This window comes from Bifidobacterium apicola, from assembly GCF_042846865.1.
Lineage (GTDB): Bacteria > Actinomycetota > Actinomycetes > Actinomycetales > Bifidobacteriaceae > Bombiscardovia > Bombiscardovia apicola.
On record NZ_BAAFQQ010000001.1, the window covers coordinates 1,757,057 to 1,774,301 of the forward strand.

The window sequence follows — 17,245 nt, forward strand, 5'->3', positions numbered from 1 at the left end:
CGCTTGGAACGTTACTATCGCTGTCCGGAGTGCCAGGTAGCCTCCTTGGCGCGATCCGGAGGAGGATATTATGGCTAAGGAAACCGGCACAACCTTGATCGCCCAGAATCGCAGGGCCCGTCATGACTACCAGATCGAGGATCGGTACGAGGCCGGCATAGCCCTGACCGGGACTGAGGTCAAGTCACTGCGCGAAGGGCGGGCTTCCCTGGCCGAGTCGTTTGTCAGCATCGACCGGCGGCACGAGGTCTGGCTGGAGAACGCCAATATCCCTGAATACCTCAATGGCACTTGGAACAATCATGCTCCAAAGCGCAAGCGCAAGCTGCTTCTCCACGCCAAGCAGATCGTTCGTTTGGAACGGCAGATTCAGGCCAAGGGGTACACGATCGTCCCCTTGAGCCTGTACTTCAAGGACGGCAGAGTCAAGGTCGAGATTGCCGTGGCGCGAGGCAAGCGCGAGTATGACAAGCGCCAGTCCCTGAGGGAGGAACAGGATCGTCGCGAGGCCCAGAGGGCCATGCGCTACCGGAACAGACGGGGCTGAGCTTCACTCAAGCGATTCCTGCTTCGCATAAGCCTGCTGAAAACTGATCGTCGTCTGCTGATGCCTTCCTGCTCTATGCAGATTCGACACGCCGTGAGCTGCTGGCAGTAAACAGTCTCAGATGGCGTCTTTGGCTTGCAATTGAGCCGAAAATCACCGAGATAGATAGTCTGCAAAAGCGAGTTAACTTTTATATATGTGCATAAAAATACAAATGTGTGCATAATAGTGCATGTCGATCAAGAGCAATGAGGGGTCCGCTCAGCGGCGGTCCGGAAGAGGAGAAGACATGGGCAAGATCAAGGCGGTGCTGGCGGCGGCTCTGAGTGTCACCCTGCTGGCATCCATTGGGGCCTGCGGAACCACCGACGAAGCTGACAGCAACAGTGCGTCGGGCAAGGCGACCACCAGCTCCCATCCAGCGGCTTTTGACGTCAGCGGCATCAAGAAGGATCCGGCCATCGCGGCCAAGGTGCCCGAGTCGGTTTCCAAGGACGGGAAGCTGACCGTAGGCATGGAGACCTCATATGCACCTGGCGAGTTCATGAATGAGGATGGGAAGACCCCCATCGGCTACGATGTGGACCTGTCAAATGCCATTGCCAAGGTAATGGGGCTCAAAGGAGAGATGGTCAGCGCCTCCTTTGATACCATCATTCCAGCCATAGGCAGCAAGTATGACGCGGGCATCTCCAGCTTCACCATCACCAAGGAGCGGATGCAGTCTGTCGACTTCGTTACCACTTTCAAGGCGGGCACGGCCTTTGCCGTCAAGAAGGGCAACCCCTCCAAGATCAATCCTGACGATATTTGCGGCGTCAAGGTCGGCGTGCAGACGGGCACTATCGAAGAACAGCAGGCGACCGACAAGATCTCAGCCGAGTGCAAGGCCAAGGGCAAGAAGCCGGTGGATGTCCAGTCCTACAAGCAGCAGACCGATGCCGCCACGGCAGTGGTCAACGGCAAGATCGATGTCTTCTATGCCGACTCGCAGGTGACCGGATATGCCATCAAGCAGACCGATGGCCAGCTGGAGAAGCTGGGCAAGGATACCGACATCGTCCTGCAAGGCGCCGCTCTGAAGAAGGGCAGCGGCATGGCTGAGGCCACCCAGGCGGCTCTTCAGAAACTGATCGATGACGGCACCTACGCCAAGATTCTCAAGAACTGGGGCGTTCAGAGCGGAGCAGTCGAAAAAGCCGAGATCAACCCTGCAGTCTCTGACTGAATCAGGTCCAGACGCGGGTCGGAGCAATAACCGGCCCGCGTTTTAAGCGGTTGGTCCGGTTGGATAGGCTGGGCCTGAATGGGTTCAGCGGTACGGAAGGAAGCAGGAGATGCATAGCAAGAAGGGGACGGACCCGGTTCAGATCCCCGGCAGAATACAGGCCAGACCGGTGCGTAAGCCGGGGCCGATCGTGGCTGCCGTCATCGTGGCCATCTTCGTAGCCATGCTGATCCATGGCATGGTGACCAATCCCAATTTTGATTGGCCCACGGTCTGGAAGTACCTCTTCAATGAGCATGTCCTGGACGGCATCAAGTGGACCCTCCTTCTGACCGTCTACGCCATGGTCCTGGCCACGATCCTGGCCATCATCCTGGCGGTCATGCGTAAGTCCTCCAATCCGGTTCTGCGCTGGGTCAGCTGGTTCTTCATCTGGTTCTTCCGCGGCACTCCTGTATATACCCAGCTGGTCTTCTGGGGCCTGCTCTCCGTGCTGATACCTAAGCTGGCCATTGGCATTCCTTTCGGGCCCGAGTTCTGGAGCGTCGATACCAAAACCGTGCTCAACGCTACCGTGGCCACGGTTCTGGGCCTGGGACTGAATGAGGCTGCCTACCTTTCCGAAATCGTCCGTGCCGGCATCGAGGCTGTGGACCCTGGCCAGGAGGAGGCCGCCAAGGCTCTGGGAATGCCGCCATCCATGATCATGCGGCGGATCGTCCTGCCTCAAGCCATGCGCATCATCGTGCCGCCTACCGGCAATGAGACCATCGGCATGCTCAAGACGACATCCCTGGCTCTTGCCGTGCCCTTCACTCTGGAGCTCCAGTTCGCCACCAACGCCATCGCCAACCGCATCTACAAAACCATCCCGTTGCTGATTGTGGCCTGCATCTGGTACCTGGTCATCACCTCGGTTCTGATGGTCCTCCAAGCCCAGCTGGAGAAGCACTATGGCAAGGGCTTCGACTCGCGGCCCATGGCCGGGCCGGGGACCAAGGACAGCAAGGATGGCGAGGACCCGCAGACCCGTCAGGAGGCTGACAAGGTCAACAAGGTCATGATGGCCGGGCTGAATGCCTGAGCGCAGGAGGAGAATCATGGACGAGGAAAGGCAGATCAAGAAAGACGGTCAAGGCGGCAAGGATCCGGCCATAGCCATCAGGAATGTCCACAAGGTATTCGGCGATCAACATGTGCTGCGGGGGATCAACTTGGAGGTCATGCCCGGCACGGTAACCGCCATCCTGGGGCCTTCTGGCTCAGGCAAGTCGACCCTGCTGCGGCTGATCAACCAGCTGGAGACCCGCACAGCAGGCGAGATCTATGTGGACGGCGAGCTTACTGGATACCGGAAGATCGATACCGGCAAGGGCCAGGTGCTGCAGACCCTGGATGACAGGGCCATTGCCAGACAGCGATCCAAAATAGGCATGGTCTTTCAGCGTTTCAACCTCTTCCCTCATATGACCGCTCTGGAGAATGTCATGGAGGCGCCGGTCCATGTGGGCCTGGTTCCCAAGAACGATGCCCGTCAGGAGGCTCAGGCCCAGCTGGAACGCGTGGGTCTGGAGAACAGGATGGACTACTATCCTGCCCAGCTCTCCGGCGGCCAGCAGCAGCGTGTGGCCATCGCCAGAGCCCTGGCCATGCACCCCGACATCATGCTCTTTGACGAGCCCACCTCAGCCCTGGATCCGGAGCTGGTCGGGGAGGTTTTAGGGGTCATGCGGCAGGTTGCCCAACAGGGCATGACCATGGTGGTGGTCACCCATGAGATGGGCTTCGCGCGCGAGGTAGCCGAGCAGATCGTCTTCATGGACCAGGGCGTCGTGATGGAGCAGGGAGGCCCGGATATTATTGACCATCCTCACACCGAGAGGTTTGCCGAATTCCTGCATACCGTGCTCTAGGCTCAGGCTCTGTTCAGGTTGTAGAAATTCCGGCAAGAAGCATTCGGGACAGGCACCGCGCGGACTCCCGTGGCTAGACTGGGGCCCATGTGCGGAATCGTCGGTTATGCAGGGTCAGTACGGACGGCCTGCGGCAGGCCCTTGGAGGTCTGCCTCAAGGGTCTCGAACGTTTGGAGTATCGAGGCTATGACTCGGCCGGAGTAGCCCTGGCCGCCCCGGGGATGGCGCAGGTGGCCGTGCGTAAGAAGGCGGGGCGCCTGGACAATCTGGCTGCTGATCTGAAGGCCAAGCCCATGCCTGGGGCCACGGTGGGCATCGGGCACACCCGCTGGGCCACCAATGGCGAGCCCACTGATGTCAACGCTCATCCCCACACCAGCCGCGACGGCAAGGTCGCGCTGATCCACAATGGGATCATCGAGAACGCATCCAGACTGCGTTTGGACCTGGAGACCGAAGGGTATACTTTCGTGTCCTCCACGGACACTGAAGTGGCTGCCAAGCTTCTGGGGAAGATCGCCCAGGAGATCATCGATGCCACTGGCCAGTCAGACATCTTCGAGGCCATCAGGCGGTTGGCTCGCATGCTCAAAGGAGCTTTCACCATCCTGGCGGTGGACTCACGGCAGCCCGACCTGGTGGTGGGCATCCGACATGATTCGCCGTTGGTGGTCGGTCTGGGGGACGGAGAGAACTACCTGGGCTCCGATGTGGCGGCCTTCGTGGCATATACCCGCCAGGCCATGGAGCTGGGGCAGGACCAGGCCGTCTGCATCAGCGGGGACCAGGTTACGGTCACCGACTTTCAGGGGCATCCGGTGGGGCATCCGCGCCGCTACACCATCGATTGGGATGCCTCTGCCGCCGAAAAGGGCGGATGGGATTCCTTCATGGACAAGGAGATCCACGAGGACCCTGCGGCGGTCTCCAACACGCTGTTGGGCCGGTATGACGAGTCGGGCGACCTGGATCTGGACGAGGTCCACATCGATGAGGAGGTCTTCCGCCAGATCGACAAGATCATCGTTGTGGCCTGCGGGACGGCCTCCTACGCGGGGCTGGTGGCCAAATACGCCATTGAGCACTGGGTCCGCATTCCTGTCGAGGTCGAGCTGGCCCATGAGTTCCGGTACCGTGATCCCATACTGACCCCGCGCACGCTGGTTGTGGCCATTTCCCAGTCCGGGGAGACCATGGACACGCTGATGGCGCTTCGGCATGCACGCGAGCAGGGTTCTCGGGTTCTGGCCATCTGCAACACCCAGGGGTCGACCATTCCCAGGGAGTCCGACGCCGTGCTTTACACCCACGCCGGTCCCGAAGTGGCTGTGGCCTCCACCAAGGCCTTCCTGGCGCAGATCGTGGCAGCCTACCTGCTGGGGCTTTACCTGGCCCAGGTCAAGGGGACCATGTATCGAGACGAGATCCACCAGACCATCGACAGCCTCAAGGCCATGCCAGCCAAGATCCAGAAGGTACTGGACGGACAGGCCGAGGTCATCAAGCAGACGGCCCAGCGCATGTCCAATGCGCGCTCCTTCCTCTTCCTGGGGCGGCACGTGGGCTATCCGGTGGCCTTGGAGGGAGCCCTCAAGCTCAAGGAGATCGCCTATATCTTTACCGAGGGGTTTGCTGCGGGTGAGTTGAAGCACGGCCCCATCGCCCTGGTGGAGCCGGGAGAGCCCGTGGTGGTCATCGTCCCCAGCGCCCGGGGCCGCAATGTGCTGCACGACAAGGTCATCTCCGCCATCGACGAAGTCAAGGCCCGCGGCGCCTTCACCATCGTTGTGGCTGAGGAGGGCGATCCTGATGCCGATCGTTATGCCGATGTAGTCTTTTGGCGGCCGCCCTGCCCGACCTTGCTCAGCCCTCTGGTGGATGTAGTGCCTCTGCAGTTGTTCGCCCTGGACATGGCCCAGCTCAAGGGCTTGGACGTGGACAAGCCCCGTAACCTAGCCAAGTCGGTCACTGTGGAATAGGGGCTGTCCATGGTCGTCGGGTCTGGACAGCGGGGGCATCGGATCGTTCTGGAGGAACCGCAGATCCCTTTCGAGCCCAAAGTCATCTACGAGGACCGGCGCGTCATTGTGGTCGACAAGCCCCACTTCCTGGCCACCACGCCTAGAGGGATGTGGTACGCGGGCACGGTGCTGATCCGAATGCGCCAGCTGTACGGAGAGCCCGACATCATACCCGCCCACAGGCTTGACAGAGCCACCGCAGGCGTGCTGGTCCTGGTGCGAGATCCGTCTGCCAGGCGGGCCTACCAGATGCTTTTCCAGGAGCATCGCGTGCGCAAGGTTTACCAGTGTCTGGCGCCAGTAAGACCACCAATTCGTGCGAGGACTGGCACTGTGCGGCATCTGAGCCCGCCACGGATCTTCCCGCTGGAGCGCCGTTCCAGGGTGATCAAACGCCGAGGGGTTCTCCAAGCCTGGGAGGAGCGTGGGCCCGTCAATGCCGTAACCCGGGTCGAGCTGACGGTGGGCCAAGGTCCTGTAGTGGCGGATTCCCGGGGATGCCTGGCCACCTACACGCTCTATCCGCAGACAGGCAAGACCCATCAGCTTCGGGTGCATATGAACGCCCTGGGTCTGCCCATAGCAGGCGACGATCTCTACCCCAGGATTCAGACCCGGGCCTATGACGACTTCTCCAGGCCACTGCAATTGGTGGCTCGACGTCTGGAATTCACTGATCCTTTCACAGGAGCTATGCGCTCCTTCGTCTCCTCTGTTCCCTTGAATCCTCAAGGAGAAGTCTGAACAGTCACCCTGGTGGGACATAATGGTCAGGGGATTCCGGAGCCGCGGGACGACGTGGACGCGGCAGGCATCCCCGTCCGAGGATCAAGACGGACCAGGAGGTTCTATCCCATGAGCAAACCGACACGGCGGCCCTATCGATGGCCCAAGCATCTCAAGGGTCAGCAGTCCCTCTGGTACGGATGCGACTACAATCCAGATCAGTGGCCTGAAGACGTATGGGATGAGGACATCAGACTCATGACCAAGGCTGGAGTCAACGTGGTAGCCCTGGCGGTCTTCTCCTGGTCACGCATAGAACCCAGCCAGGGGGTTTTCGATTTTGATTGGCTGGACCGGATCATCGACAAGCTTGGCCGGGCGGGCATCGGAGTCAACCTGGCCTCGGCTACGGCCTCGCCTCCATTGTGGCTGACCCAGGCCCATCCCGAAGTCCTGCTCAGGGACGAGCGCGGCGATACCGTCTGGCCCGGGGCACGGCAGCACTGGCGGCCAACCTCGCCGGTCTTCCGTTCCTATGCCTTGAAGCTCTGCCGTGCCATGGCCGAGCACTACCGGGACAACCCTTATTTGGTGGCATGGCACGTGGGCAATGAGTATGGATGCCACAATCGCTTCGATTATTCCGACGATGCCATGAGGGCTTTCCAGCGCTGGTGCCGCCGCCGGTACAAGGACATCGAGGCCGTAAACCGCGCCTGGGGCACGGATTTCTGGTCACAGAGGCTGAGCGACTTCTCGCAGATTCTGCCTCCGCGTTTCATCGGCCAGGGGAATTTTCAGAATCCGGGCCGCATGCTGGATTTCGAGCGGTTCAGCTCGGATGCCCTCAAGGATTTCTACATGGCCGAGCGCGACACTTTGGCGGAGGTCACCCCTGATATTCCGCTGACCACTAATTTCATGGTCAGCGCTGAGGGGTTCGCTCTGGACTACGACGACTGGGGCGACCAGGTGGACTTTGTATCCAACGACCACTATGCGACGCCGGGCAGGGATCATCTGGAGGAGCTGGCCTATTCTTCCAGCCTGGTGGATGCCATTGCCCGTCGGCGTCCTTGGTGGCTTATGGAACAAGCCACATCTGCGGTCAACTGGCGGGCGGTCAATCCCCGCAAGGAGCCTGGGCAGCTGGAGCGCGATTCCCTGGCCCATCTGGCATTGGGGGCTGATGCCATCTGCTACTTCCAGTGGAGGCAGTCCCGCGCTGGCGCGGAAAAGTTCCATTCAGCCATGCTGCCTCATGCTGGCGAGGACACGGCCGTCTTTCGTGACGTCTGCCAGTTGGGAAAGGATCTGCAGGGGCTCTCGCAGGCCGGTATGGCCGGCAGCACACTGGCCAGGGCTCCATTGGCTCTGGTCTTCGACTACGCAAGCCAGTGGGCCAGCTCCCATACAGCCTCGCCCAGCGATCGGGTCGAGCATGGCCAGGAGCCGCCGGTCTGGTACCGAGCTTTCCTGGACAACGCAATCCGACCTGATGTCCTGCCAGTCAGAGCCAACTGGGAGGAGTATCCGCTGGTGGTCCTTCCGGCTCTCTACCTGATCGACGCCGATCTTTCCAAACGGCTGCACAAGTATGTAGATGGGGGAGGACGGCTGATCGTCACTTGGGGAAGCGGGATCGCCGACGAGCAGGACCGTGTCTGGACAGGAGGATATCCGGGGCCGCTTCGGGACATGCTGGGTCTGTCGGTCGAGGAATTCGGACCCATGGCTCCCGGTGTGCCCGGTCTGCCGGACCATCTGGATCTGACCAATGGGGTTACGGCGCACGATTGGGCCGATGTCATCGGCAGTCTGGACAAGGGCACCAAGATCCTGGCAAGTTACAGGGCGGATTCTTGGACAGGCTTGGATGGCATGCCAGCCATGACCGTTCATGACTGGGGTCATGGCAAGGCCGCCTACCTGGGTTGCCGTCTGGATGCCCAGGATCTGGCCAAGGTCCTTCCTTCTCTGCTGGAGGCGCTGGATATCGCCGATATGAGGTCGGCCCAAGCTGATCCTGAACTGCTGAGAATCGAGAGAATCAGCGGGGATGGCAGGACGCGCTTCGTCTTTCTGTTCAACCGGACCAAGCATCCGGTGCAGGTTCAGCTGGAGGGACAGGCCTTGGTGGGTTCCTTGGCTGGCGTCGACGCGGGTGGAAAGCAGGCCAGTCTGCAGGTCAATGGCGCGCTGGTGCAGCGTGTTGTCGCCCATCGGCATTGAGCTGGTGAATCCTGTACATGCCGGTGAAGATCAGCTCGGGATCGTAGACCTCGATCAGGTTGGTGTCCTGTGAGAAGGTACGCCCCATGCCGCCTGTGGCCACTACGTGGAAGTCTCGGCCGATCTCGTTGCGGAACTGGCGAATGATCCTTTCCAAGCCGCCAAGGAAGTTGTAGTAGAGTCCGGCCTGCATGGCCGTCCTGGTGCCCGTGGCCATGATGGTCTGCGGGCGGGTGATCTCCACCTGGGGAAGTTGGGCGGTCTGACCGGCAAGGGCCTGGGCCCCTGAACGGATACCCGGCACGATCAGGCCTGAGCGAATGGCGCCCCTGTCATCCACATAGTTGAAGGTGGTGGCCGTGCCGAAGTCGATGACCAATACCGGCCCTCCGTAGCGGTGGAAGGCGCCCACGCAGTCAGCCAGGCAGTCGGCACCCAGGGAACGCGGGTCGTCCAGACGGATGTTCATGCCCGTCTTCACACCAGGGCCCACCACCATGGGGTCGATGGAAAAGAAACGGATCAGGCAGGATCTGACGGCGTGCATGACCGCAGGAGCCACTGAGGAGATGATGGCATCCTGCACATCCGCAGTCTTGTAGCCTGCCAGGGCCATGAGCTGCCCCAGCAGAAGCCCGAACTCATCGGCCGTGTGATCAATCCTTGTGGTCAGCCGGTAGGAGGCGGCGACCTGGTCGCCCTCCATGAATCCGACCTCGATGTTGGTGTTGCCGATGTCGATGGCCAGCAGCATGTCTCTTCCTCCCTGCCGTTGTCCGGGCGCGTGGCGCTTTCCGAATCCATCCTAAGCGCATAGCCCTGGTGATGGCTTCAGGGAGTATGCTGGTGGGCGGTGATCGACCAGAATGGCGGTCAACCACAGCATAAGGATTCGTCAATGAATGCAGATCGACACGGCACGCATGCCCATGACAGCGTGACCGCAGAAGATACAGACGTGACCCAGGAGCCAGGCCCCAGCACTGACCCTGAACTCAACGCCAGGATCAGACCCATGAAGTCCGGCGGCAACACCCTGCCCTGGAAGCTGCTCAGTCTCCTGCTGGCACTGGCTTTGGCCCTCTCCCTGTGGACAGGGCATCGTGGAGCCGCTGGTCAAGCCGAGGGCGGGAGCGTGGCGGATACGGTCACGGTGGGGCTCAAGCTGGCTCCTACCAATCTGGACATCCACAACCAGTCGGGTACGGCGCTGGATCAGCTCCTGATCGGCAATGTCTATCAGGGTCTGGTGTCACGAGATTCTAGGAATCGGGTGCGCCCAGGGCTGGCAAAAACCTGGAATATCTCCGAGGACGGTCTGGTCTACACCTTCCACCTGCATGAGGGCATCCGCTTCTCCAACGGCCATGCTCTTCGGGCCCAGGACGTGGTCGACTCCATTCGCGAGCTCATGGCAGGCCACTATCAAGGCAGCGAGATGCTGGAGGGTTTCCAGGGTGTGGAGGCTACGGATCCGCTGACGGTGCGCCTGACGTTGTCCAGACCCTACCAGGATCTGCTCTGGCAACTGAGCGGGCGGGCCGGTCTGGTCTTTGACCGGCGGGCTCATTACGACATGAAGACCCAGGCCGTGGGATCCGGCCCATACATGCTGGCAAGCTTCCGGCCAAACGACTCGGTAACGCTCAAGGCCGATCCACACTACTGGGGCAGTGACAAGCCTAAGACGCCAACCATCGTCATCCGTTACCTCAATGATGACAACGCCGCCGTCAACGCCCTGCGTAGCGGGGATGTGCAGGTGCTGGCTCCGGTCACCGAGAACCTGGCCAGCCCCTTCCGTAACAGCTCCGACTTCCAGGTCAAGGCGGGCGACGATACCGACAAGTATGTCCTGGCCATGAACAGCAAGGGTGCCGCTACATCCGACCCGCGTGTGCGGCAGGCCATCCGCCATGCCATCGACCATCGTCAGCTGATCGCCTCCCGAGGCGGATCGGACAGGGCCCTGGGCGGGCCCATACCCTCCCTGGATCCCGGCTATCAGGATCTGACCGGGCTCTATCCCTATAATCCGGAGCAGGCGCGGCGGCTTCTGGCCCAGGCCGGGTATGGTCCCGAACACCGGCTCAAGCTACGACTGACCTATGCCAACACCTATGGCAGCGAACTGGGCGATCAGCTGCGCTCGCAGCTGCGTCAGGTGGGCATCGACCTGGATGTGCGGGTGGTGGAGTTTTCGGTCTGGCTCCAGGACGTGCATGCCAACAAGGACTATGACCTGTCTTTGGTGGATCATGGCGAGAGCCATGACTTCCACCAGTGGGCCAACCCCGGCTACTACTACAACTATGACAATCGTCAGGTCCAGGAGCTTTACCGTCAGGCCATGGCCACGACCTCCGCTGATGACTCCAACAGGCTCCTAGCCCAGGCCGCCCGAATCGTCAGCAAGGACGCAGCGGCGGACTGGCTCTTCAACTACCGGGTTACCACGGCCTGGCGGAAGGGGTTGGGGGGCTTCCCGGTCGATCTGAACCAGTCCCTCATGCCCTTGTCCGGTGTGACCTACAGGCGGGGGTGACCATGGCCAGATTTCTGATGCGGCGCCTGGTGCTCTTCATCTTGGCGCTGATGGGCATTTCGCTGCTCATCTTCTTGGCTCTGCGCATCCTGCCCGGTGACGTGGCCGCCGTCATGGCCGGGCTGGATGCCCCGCCCGAACGCGTCGAGCGGCTGCGTCGGCAGATGGGCCTGGACCGCTCCTACCCAAGGCAGTACCTGGATTGGATCAGCGACTTTCTGCAAGGGGACCTGGGCAGGTCCATTCTGACCAACCGTTCCATTGCCTCACAGGTAGGTGTCCGAGCCCAGATTACCTTTCCGCTAATTCTTTTGGGACTGGGCGTGGCTCTGTTGCTGGGCATTCCCTTGGGCTGTGCGGCCGCTCTGGCCCGCTCGCCACGGATGCAGTCATTCAGCCACATGGTAGCCATCGTGGGCGGATCAGTACCGGCCCTCTGGTCAGGATTGCTGCTGATCATGCTCTTCGCCAAGGGCAGTGGCCTGATTGGTCTGTTGCCCTCGCAGGGCTTTCCTGCACTCGGCTGGGCTCAGCCGGGCCAGGCCTTGGCGGCCTTGATTCTGCCAGCGCTGTCTACCGGCATCATCGTGGGTGCCGGCATCATGCGGTACACCCGCTCCTTGTTGGGCGACATGCTCTCTTCGGGGTATGTGGACATGGGCATGGCCTGCGGGATGACCCGGACCCAGGCTGCTCTGCGCATCGGTCTGCGGCTGGCTTCCCCCCAGCTGGTTTCGGTGATTGGACTGACCATGGCCGAGATGATCACCGGGGTCATGGTCAGCGAGAACCTGTTCGCCCTGCCGGGACTTGGCTCCATGCTGATCACCGATGTGGGCAACCGGGATCTTCCGGCCGTTCAATCCGAGCTCCTTTTGCTGGCGGCCTTCTTCCTCTTCCTGGGACTGCTGGTGGACGTTATCCATAGGCTGATCGATCCGCGTTTTCGAGGTGCGGCCAGACAGGAGGTGGCTGCCTGATGAGCTGGGAACACGCAGACAGGCCCCACCTGGGATTGAGGGCCACATTCCCAGGCCAACTGGGATTCTTCGGACGGATGCGGGTGGTGTTGTCCAGCATGTGGCGGAAGGCCTCGGGGCGATACTCGCTTATTGTTCTGGCCATATGGATCCTGGTCTCCCTGATCTCCAGGTTCTGGACCCCGGTTCCTATTTGGACTACCGACGGGTACCGGATTTGGCAGGACCCTAGCCGCGCCCATCTGCTGGGAACAGATGGCACCGGGGCAGACATTCTTTCCTGGCTGATGGCGGGATCGGCCACCAATATGGCCATCAGCCTTCTGGCGGTCCTCCTATCAGGCGTACTGGGACTTCTTCTGGTCATGGCCATGGTCTCGCGCCGTTCAGGAGTATCACAGACGGTCGTGGTCCTGGTCGATGCCCTGATTTCCCTGCCCACAGTTTTGCTGGCTCTGATCCTGGCTGTTCCCCTGGGACCCAGTATCGCCGTGGTCGTCGTGGCCTGCGGATTCGGTTACGGACTCAACCTGGCCCGGATCGTACGGCCCCAAGCGCTCCTGGCAGCAGAATCGGACTATGTGCGATCCGCCCGACACAGCGGGGTCGGATCCTTCAGAATCTTCTGCACCCATCTGGTGCCTAATGTCATTCCGGTCCTGTGCGTACAGCTTTCCATGTCGGCGGGGACCTCCGTGCTGGCTGAAGCAGGGTTGACCTACCTGGGGGTGGGCGTTCCTTCTGGTCTGCCCTCCTGGGGGCACTCACTGACCACCTCGGTCAAGTTCATCAATGTCTTTCCACTTACTGTGCTCTGGCCTGGACTGGTGGTCACCATGGTGGTGGTTGCTCTGAACCTGTTCGGTGACGTCCTGCGTGATGCCATCGATCCGGTTACCAACCCTAGGCTCAGGGCTGCCGTAGCTGCCGCCGGACGGTCCACTCTTCAATCTGCGCGTCAGGAAACGTCTGCGCAATCAGATGACTCCGGTCATCACATCAAGAATGCGATCCATGCAGGCGAGGGAGACTAATCATGTCGCTGAATATTGACGGCCTGAGCTTGTCCATCAATGGCCGCACCATTCTCGACCAGGTGGATCTCCAGGTGAAGGACGGCCAACGGGTTGGCCTGATCGGCTCCTCAGGCTCTGGAAAATCGATGATCGCCCGTAGTATTTTGGGCACCACACCACTGACGGCCTCCCTGTCGGGATCCATTCTTGTGGACGGGCTCCAGATTCTCGGTTCGGACGACCGGTCCCTGGCGGACCTGCGCGGTTCCCGCATGGGCATGATCTTTCAGAATCCATCCACGGCCTTGAACCCGGTCAAGAAGATCTACAGTCAGGTTGAGCTTCCCCTCCGTCGCCACTATCGTCTGAGCGCCCAGGAACGGCGCAGACGGGTTATGGAGATATTGGCCCAGGTCGGGTTGGATGAGGGGCTGGCCGGCTCCTACCCGCATGAGCTGTCCGGGGGGCAGCAGCAGCGGGCGGCCATAGCCACGGCCCTGGTCACCAAGCCCAGACTGATTCTGGCGGACGAGCCGACCACGGCCCTGGATGCCATAACCCAGCGGCAGATTGTGGACCTGCTGGTCTCCCTGGTCGACCAGAACGGGGCCTCCCTGCTGTTCATCACCCATGATTTCTCAGTCCTGACCCGGGTTGCCGATTACTGCTACATCCTCGATGCAGGGCGAGTGGTGGAAAGCGGACAGATGCAGAGCATTCTGCGTAGTCCATCCAGTCCGCAGGGCAGGACCCTGGTGCGAGCGGCCAGAGAGTTGACGCTGAGCACAGATGGAGGCAAGCATGAGGCTGACTGACGGTGCACATGCCGATCCGATCCTGATCGGGGAGGGCCTGACCAAGGTCTATGCCTCCACCGGCGGTGGAACGGCTCGAGAAGCTGCAGTTGACGGCATCGATGTTTCCCTCCTGCCGGGGGAGTGCCTGGCGATCATAGGGGAGTCCGGCTCGGGGAAAACCACGCTTTCCCGTCTGCTTCTGGGCCAGCTGAGGCCTGATGCCGGGCAGGTGGCATATTTGGGCAAATCAGTTCTCCATGGTTCCGCGGCAGCCAAGTCGCTTGCCCATGACTCCGCTCTGGTCTTCCAGAACCCCTTTGCTTCCCTGGATCCCCGGTGGACCATCGGCCGGTCGGTAGCCGAACCTCTGCTGGCTGTCAGGCGCAGGGAGAGCGGACAAGACCTTGCTGATCGGGTGGCCCAGGTGCTGTCAGAGGTCCAGCTTGACCCGGACAGGATCATGACGGCTTACCCCTCCGATCTGTCAGGTGGTCAGGCCCAGCGGGCGGCCATAGCCCGCGCACTGATCGTGAAGCCCAGGATACTCTTGGCCGATGAGCCTATGAGTGCCATCGACGTCTCAGCACGCGTAGGGATTCTCCATACCCTTCAATCAATCATGGCCCAGTCCAAACAGCAGAGCGATTCGTCAAATGGTATGTCCATGATCATCATCTCCCATGATCTGGGTGTGGTCCAGCACATAGCAGACAGGGTCATGGTCCTCAGGCAGGGAAAGGTGGTGGAGGAGGGGTCGGTGAAGGCCATCCTCAATCATCCTGAGCAGTCCTATACCCGTCAGTTACTGGCAGCTGCAACCCTGTAGGTACCAGGGCTCGTCCTCCATCCTGGCCAAGCAGAATCGGGTGAGTGCAGTGGGGGTATCTGTGCAGGGCAAAGGGAGGGATAAAGACTGCAACTGATTTGACGGCTGAGACAGCGAATTATAGACTGTTGGTTAGTTACTCAAGTAACTAAGTAATAAACAGTAATAAAGGTCCGAGTTCGGCGCTCCGAATCAAGGCAGACAAGGCGGTCAAACGATGGCGATCGAAATACCGGATAGTCGGCCCGTTTTCGTGAAGGTGGCAGACCGGTTGGCTGAAGCCATAGCCGAGGGTCTGGTGGCCGAAGGTGAAAGGGTTCCCAGTACCACGGAAATCTCCAGCGCCTACCAGATCAACCCGGCCACCGTCCTCAAGGGGATGAACCTGCTGGTCGACCGGGGCCTTCTGGAGAAACGGCGGGGACTGGGCATGTTTGTCACCGCCGGTGCGGGCAGGAGCGTTCGTGAGCGTCGCAGGAGGGAACTCCTGAACGGAAGGTTCCAGGATCTGGTCGAAGAAGCCAAGTCTCTGGACGTATCTCGTAAGGACCTGGACGCCATCATAGAAAGGGTCTACCAATGAGTCTGACAGTTTCCAAGGTGGACAAATCGTACGGAAAGCTGAAGGCCCTGGATGAGATCTCACTCTGCTTTGAGCCCGGCAATATATACGGACTCTTCGGGCGGAACGGGGCCGGCAAGTCCACCCTGTGCAATCTGATGACGGGCAGGGCACTTCCGGACCAGGGGCTGGTCCACCTGGATGGAAGCGATCTGGTCAGCGACTCAAGAATCGCTCGCCGCGTGGCCCTGGTCAACGAAACCTGGCCCTATCCATTCCGACGGCACCTTAGAGAAGCATTTGCCATGGCCGAGGGGTTTTATGGCAGTTTCGACTGGCACTTGGCTGAGGGTATTCTTAAGAGCTTCGCGCTGAGGCCCGCTGACACCTTTGCCTCCCTTTCCATGGGGCAGCGTCAGGTGGTCAAGAATGTCATCGGGCTCTGCCTGCCTGTGGAATACCTCATTCTGGATGAACCGACGACAGGAATGGATGCGGCGGCCAGGGAGAGGATCTACTCCTTCATTCTGGAGGCCTATCAGCGTCGCGGGCCGACCATGATCATCGCTACCCATATCATCAACGAGGTCAGCCAGCTCATCTCCCGCGCCACGATTATCGACCAGGGGCGGGTCCTGCGATCTTTCAGCGTGGATGATCTGTCAGCCCTGGGGACCACTGTCACTGGCCGTCCGCGTGACGTGGAGGGCTACCTTGCACAGGGCGACCCGAAGCTGTTGGGCAGGCAGCGCATCGGCGACCTGCTGCGCGTCAGCTTCGAGGGTCCGGTGCCCGACGAGCAGCCCAGGGGGCTTATTGTCGCCCCCATGGACTTGCAGACCTACTTCGTCCAGATTACGGAAGGTACGACACAATGAATAAGGCGCAAGTTGCAGAGGCAGTGGGGGCGAAGACCAAGCCGGGGTCAGATAGCCCCGGCCTAGGTGCTGGACCGGCTGAAGGCTGGGCCCGAATCAAGCGCTTCCTATCGCCTTCTGGTCAGACCAGGATGGTCCTGCGCGTACAAGTGATACCGAGGCTGATCGTCTTTTTGATTTGGGCTCTCGTCCTCGCTCTGGGAGTTATGGGGTTCATTTCCTTGAGCTCAGGATTCACTGGTCTATTCACCGAAATGGTGCTCATGGCCACTGCCTTTGTCTGCTCGCTGACGACTTTCCGGCTCTTGATTTCCAACGCCGTGACCCGTTCCACGATCGCTTGGACCCAGATCATCTCCAATGTGGTCATGGCCCTGGCGACAGCCGCTTTCATGATCGTGGTCGCAATTACCAGCAGCCTAGGCCAAATCGGATGGATGCCCTTTACGGAAGGATACCAAAGGTTTCTCGTGCAGGGCTGTTCGCCTTGGAGGCTCACTCTTGATCCCTGGAGTGCGTCATGCTTTAACCAGTCGTATGCTCAGCAGCCGTCCCGTTGGCTGGCTCTGGCGCTACATGTCTTCATGGTGCAGATAGCCTTTGTTTTGCTTGGCCAGGTGCTGGGCGACCTCGCCGCTTGTCTTGATCGAAAAGGCAGATGTCTGCTGTTGGCAGGACTGTTGATTTGCATAGGTTTCTGGCATTCGATTTCCGGCTGGAATTTTTGGGGATGGCAGCAAACGGCGGTTCAGGGGATCAACCTTATGCGCGGTCATTGGATGTACAAGACCTTAAGCCCCTTCATGAATACTGATTTATGGGGATACGTCACCGTGTATGTGCTCTGGCCACAGGTGGCCTTCACCCTAGCCTTCTCCGTCATATGCATCCTGTTCAGCCATTGGCTTACCAGCCGTCGGCAGCTGCCAGCCATCCAAGGGTTCAGCATTCTGGGCTAGTGACAGGATACCTA

16 protein-coding genes are annotated in these 17,245 nt (G+C 60.4%); 15 read left to right on the top strand and 1 reads right to left on the bottom strand.

Annotated features, from left to right (window positions below; genetic code table 11):
* Nucleotides 1–70 precede the first annotated feature (70 nt).
* The 7 genes from smpB to ACGG9J_RS07340 all read left to right on the top strand — a co-directional run bounded on the left by smpB (nucleotide 71) and on the right by ACGG9J_RS07340 (nucleotide 8,668).
* Nucleotides 71–547: an SsrA-binding protein SmpB gene (gene smpB, locus ACGG9J_RS07310; RefSeq protein WP_390134939.1), complete on the top strand. Its 477-nt coding sequence runs from the start codon at nucleotides 71–73 to the stop codon at nucleotides 545–547.
* Between the two features lie 289 nt (nucleotides 548–836).
* On the top strand, nucleotides 837–1,775 hold the full coding sequence (locus tag ACGG9J_RS07315; protein WP_390134941.1) for an ABC transporter substrate-binding protein: 939 nt from the start codon (nucleotides 837–839) through the stop codon (nucleotides 1,773–1,775).
* A gap of 109 nt (nucleotides 1,776–1,884) precedes the next feature.
* Complete coding sequence (locus ACGG9J_RS07320) at nucleotides 1,885–2,859, top strand: amino acid ABC transporter permease (RefSeq protein ID WP_390134943.1); 975 nt, start codon at nucleotides 1,885–1,887, stop codon at nucleotides 2,857–2,859.
* Between the two features lie 16 nt (nucleotides 2,860–2,875).
* The gene (locus tag ACGG9J_RS07325) at nucleotides 2,876–3,688 is read left to right on the top strand and encodes an amino acid ABC transporter ATP-binding protein (RefSeq protein WP_390134945.1); all 813 of its coding nucleotides are present in this window, start codon (nucleotides 2,876–2,878) and stop codon (nucleotides 3,686–3,688) included.
* An 87-nt stretch (nucleotides 3,689–3,775) separates the two neighbouring features.
* Nucleotides 3,776–5,668 carry a glutamine--fructose-6-phosphate transaminase (isomerizing) gene (gene glmS, locus ACGG9J_RS07330; protein ID WP_390135345.1) on the top strand — a complete coding sequence of 631 codons (1,893 nt, stop codon included), beginning with the start codon at nucleotides 3,776–3,778 and terminating at the stop codon, nucleotides 5,666–5,668.
* A gap of 9 nt (nucleotides 5,669–5,677) precedes the next feature.
* Nucleotides 5,678–6,454 carry a pseudouridine synthase gene (locus tag ACGG9J_RS07335; protein WP_390134947.1) on the top strand — a complete coding sequence of 259 codons (777 nt, stop codon included), beginning with the start codon at nucleotides 5,678–5,680 and terminating at the stop codon, nucleotides 6,452–6,454.
* A gap of 111 nt (nucleotides 6,455–6,565) precedes the next feature.
* A complete protein-coding gene (locus ACGG9J_RS07340; protein ID WP_390134949.1) occupies nucleotides 6,566–8,668 on the top strand; it encodes a beta-galactosidase in 2,103 nt (700 codons plus the stop codon).
* On the opposite strand, the gene ACGG9J_RS07345 is transcribed toward ACGG9J_RS07340, so the two are convergent.
* A complete protein-coding gene (locus tag ACGG9J_RS07345) occupies nucleotides 8,625–9,422 on the bottom strand; it encodes a type III pantothenate kinase (RefSeq protein ID WP_390134951.1) in 798 nt (265 codons plus the stop codon). The genes ACGG9J_RS07340 and ACGG9J_RS07345 overlap by 44 nt on opposite strands.
* Nucleotides 9,423–9,566: 144 nt before the next feature.
* Between ACGG9J_RS07345 and ACGG9J_RS07350 the strand changes: the two genes are divergently transcribed.
* The 8 genes from ACGG9J_RS07350 to ACGG9J_RS07385 all read left to right on the top strand — a co-directional run bounded on the left by ACGG9J_RS07350 (nucleotide 9,567) and on the right by ACGG9J_RS07385 (nucleotide 17,231).
* A complete protein-coding gene (locus ACGG9J_RS07350; RefSeq protein ID WP_390134953.1) occupies nucleotides 9,567–11,213 on the top strand; it encodes an ABC transporter substrate-binding protein in 1,647 nt (548 codons plus the stop codon).
* Nucleotides 11,214–11,215: 2 nt separating this feature from the next.
* Complete coding sequence (locus ACGG9J_RS07355; protein ID WP_390134955.1) at nucleotides 11,216–12,193, top strand: ABC transporter permease; 978 nt, start codon at nucleotides 11,216–11,218, stop codon at nucleotides 12,191–12,193.
* 77 nt (nucleotides 12,194–12,270) lie between these two features.
* Nucleotides 12,271–13,227 (top strand): ABC transporter permease, encoded by a 957-nt coding sequence (locus ACGG9J_RS07360; protein ID WP_390135346.1) that lies wholly within the window; start codon nucleotides 12,271–12,273, stop codon nucleotides 13,225–13,227.
* Between the two features lie 2 nt (nucleotides 13,228–13,229).
* Entirely contained in the window at nucleotides 13,230–14,024 is a 795-nt protein-coding gene (locus ACGG9J_RS07365) for an ABC transporter ATP-binding protein (protein ID WP_390134957.1), read from the top strand.
* The gene (locus tag ACGG9J_RS07370; protein ID WP_390134959.1) at nucleotides 14,011–14,832 is read left to right on the top strand and encodes an ABC transporter ATP-binding protein; all 822 of its coding nucleotides are present in this window, start codon (nucleotides 14,011–14,013) and stop codon (nucleotides 14,830–14,832) included. The genes ACGG9J_RS07365 and ACGG9J_RS07370 overlap by 14 nt, the downstream gene beginning before the upstream one ends.
* Before the next feature lie 217 nt (nucleotides 14,833–15,049).
* The gene (locus ACGG9J_RS07375; RefSeq protein WP_390134961.1) at nucleotides 15,050–15,415 is read left to right on the top strand and encodes a GntR family transcriptional regulator; all 366 of its coding nucleotides are present in this window, start codon (nucleotides 15,050–15,052) and stop codon (nucleotides 15,413–15,415) included.
* The gene (locus ACGG9J_RS07380) at nucleotides 15,412–16,272 is read left to right on the top strand and encodes an ATP-binding cassette domain-containing protein (RefSeq protein ID WP_390134963.1); all 861 of its coding nucleotides are present in this window, start codon (nucleotides 15,412–15,414) and stop codon (nucleotides 16,270–16,272) included. Before ACGG9J_RS07375 ends, ACGG9J_RS07380 begins: the two co-directional genes overlap by 4 nt.
* Nucleotides 16,269–17,231: a hypothetical protein gene (locus ACGG9J_RS07385; protein ID WP_390134965.1), complete on the top strand. Its 963-nt coding sequence runs from the start codon at nucleotides 16,269–16,271 to the stop codon at nucleotides 17,229–17,231. The genes ACGG9J_RS07380 and ACGG9J_RS07385 overlap by 4 nt, the downstream gene beginning before the upstream one ends.
* Nucleotides 17,232–17,245: the final 14 nt, after the last annotated feature.

Coding starts and splice junctions, on each gene's coding strand:
- ACGG9J_RS07350 (WP_390134953.1), top strand. CDS start 9,567: ATGAATGCAGATCGACACGGCACGCATGCCCATGACAGCGTGACCGCA.
- ACGG9J_RS07335 (WP_390134947.1), top strand. CDS start 5,678: ATGGTCGTCGGGTCTGGACAGCGGGGGCATCGGATCGTTCTGGAGGAA.
- ACGG9J_RS07365 (WP_390134957.1), top strand. CDS start 13,230: ATGTCGCTGAATATTGACGGCCTGAGCTTGTCCATCAATGGCCGCACC.
- smpB (WP_390134939.1), top strand. CDS start 71: ATGGCTAAGGAAACCGGCACAACCTTGATCGCCCAGAATCGCAGGGCC.
- ACGG9J_RS07315 (WP_390134941.1), top strand. CDS start 837: ATGGGCAAGATCAAGGCGGTGCTGGCGGCGGCTCTGAGTGTCACCCTG.
- ACGG9J_RS07370 (WP_390134959.1), top strand. CDS start 14,011: ATGAGGCTGACTGACGGTGCACATGCCGATCCGATCCTGATCGGGGAG.
- ACGG9J_RS07380 (WP_390134963.1), top strand. CDS start 15,412: ATGAGTCTGACAGTTTCCAAGGTGGACAAATCGTACGGAAAGCTGAAG.
- ACGG9J_RS07325 (WP_390134945.1), top strand. CDS start 2,876: ATGGACGAGGAAAGGCAGATCAAGAAAGACGGTCAAGGCGGCAAGGAT.
- ACGG9J_RS07375 (WP_390134961.1), top strand. CDS start 15,050: ATGGCGATCGAAATACCGGATAGTCGGCCCGTTTTCGTGAAGGTGGCA.
- ACGG9J_RS07320 (WP_390134943.1), top strand. CDS start 1,885: ATGCATAGCAAGAAGGGGACGGACCCGGTTCAGATCCCCGGCAGAATA.
- ACGG9J_RS07385 (WP_390134965.1), top strand. CDS start 16,269: ATGAATAAGGCGCAAGTTGCAGAGGCAGTGGGGGCGAAGACCAAGCCG.
- ACGG9J_RS07345 (WP_390134951.1), bottom strand. CDS start 9,422: ATGCTGCTGGCCATCGACATCGGCAACACCAACATCGAGGTCGGATTC.
- ACGG9J_RS07355 (WP_390134955.1), top strand. CDS start 11,216: ATGGCCAGATTTCTGATGCGGCGCCTGGTGCTCTTCATCTTGGCGCTG.
- glmS (WP_390135345.1), top strand. CDS start 3,776: ATGTGCGGAATCGTCGGTTATGCAGGGTCAGTACGGACGGCCTGCGGC.
- ACGG9J_RS07340 (WP_390134949.1), top strand. CDS start 6,566: ATGAGCAAACCGACACGGCGGCCCTATCGATGGCCCAAGCATCTCAAG.
- ACGG9J_RS07360 (WP_390135346.1), top strand. CDS start 12,271: ATGCGGGTGGTGTTGTCCAGCATGTGGCGGAAGGCCTCGGGGCGATAC.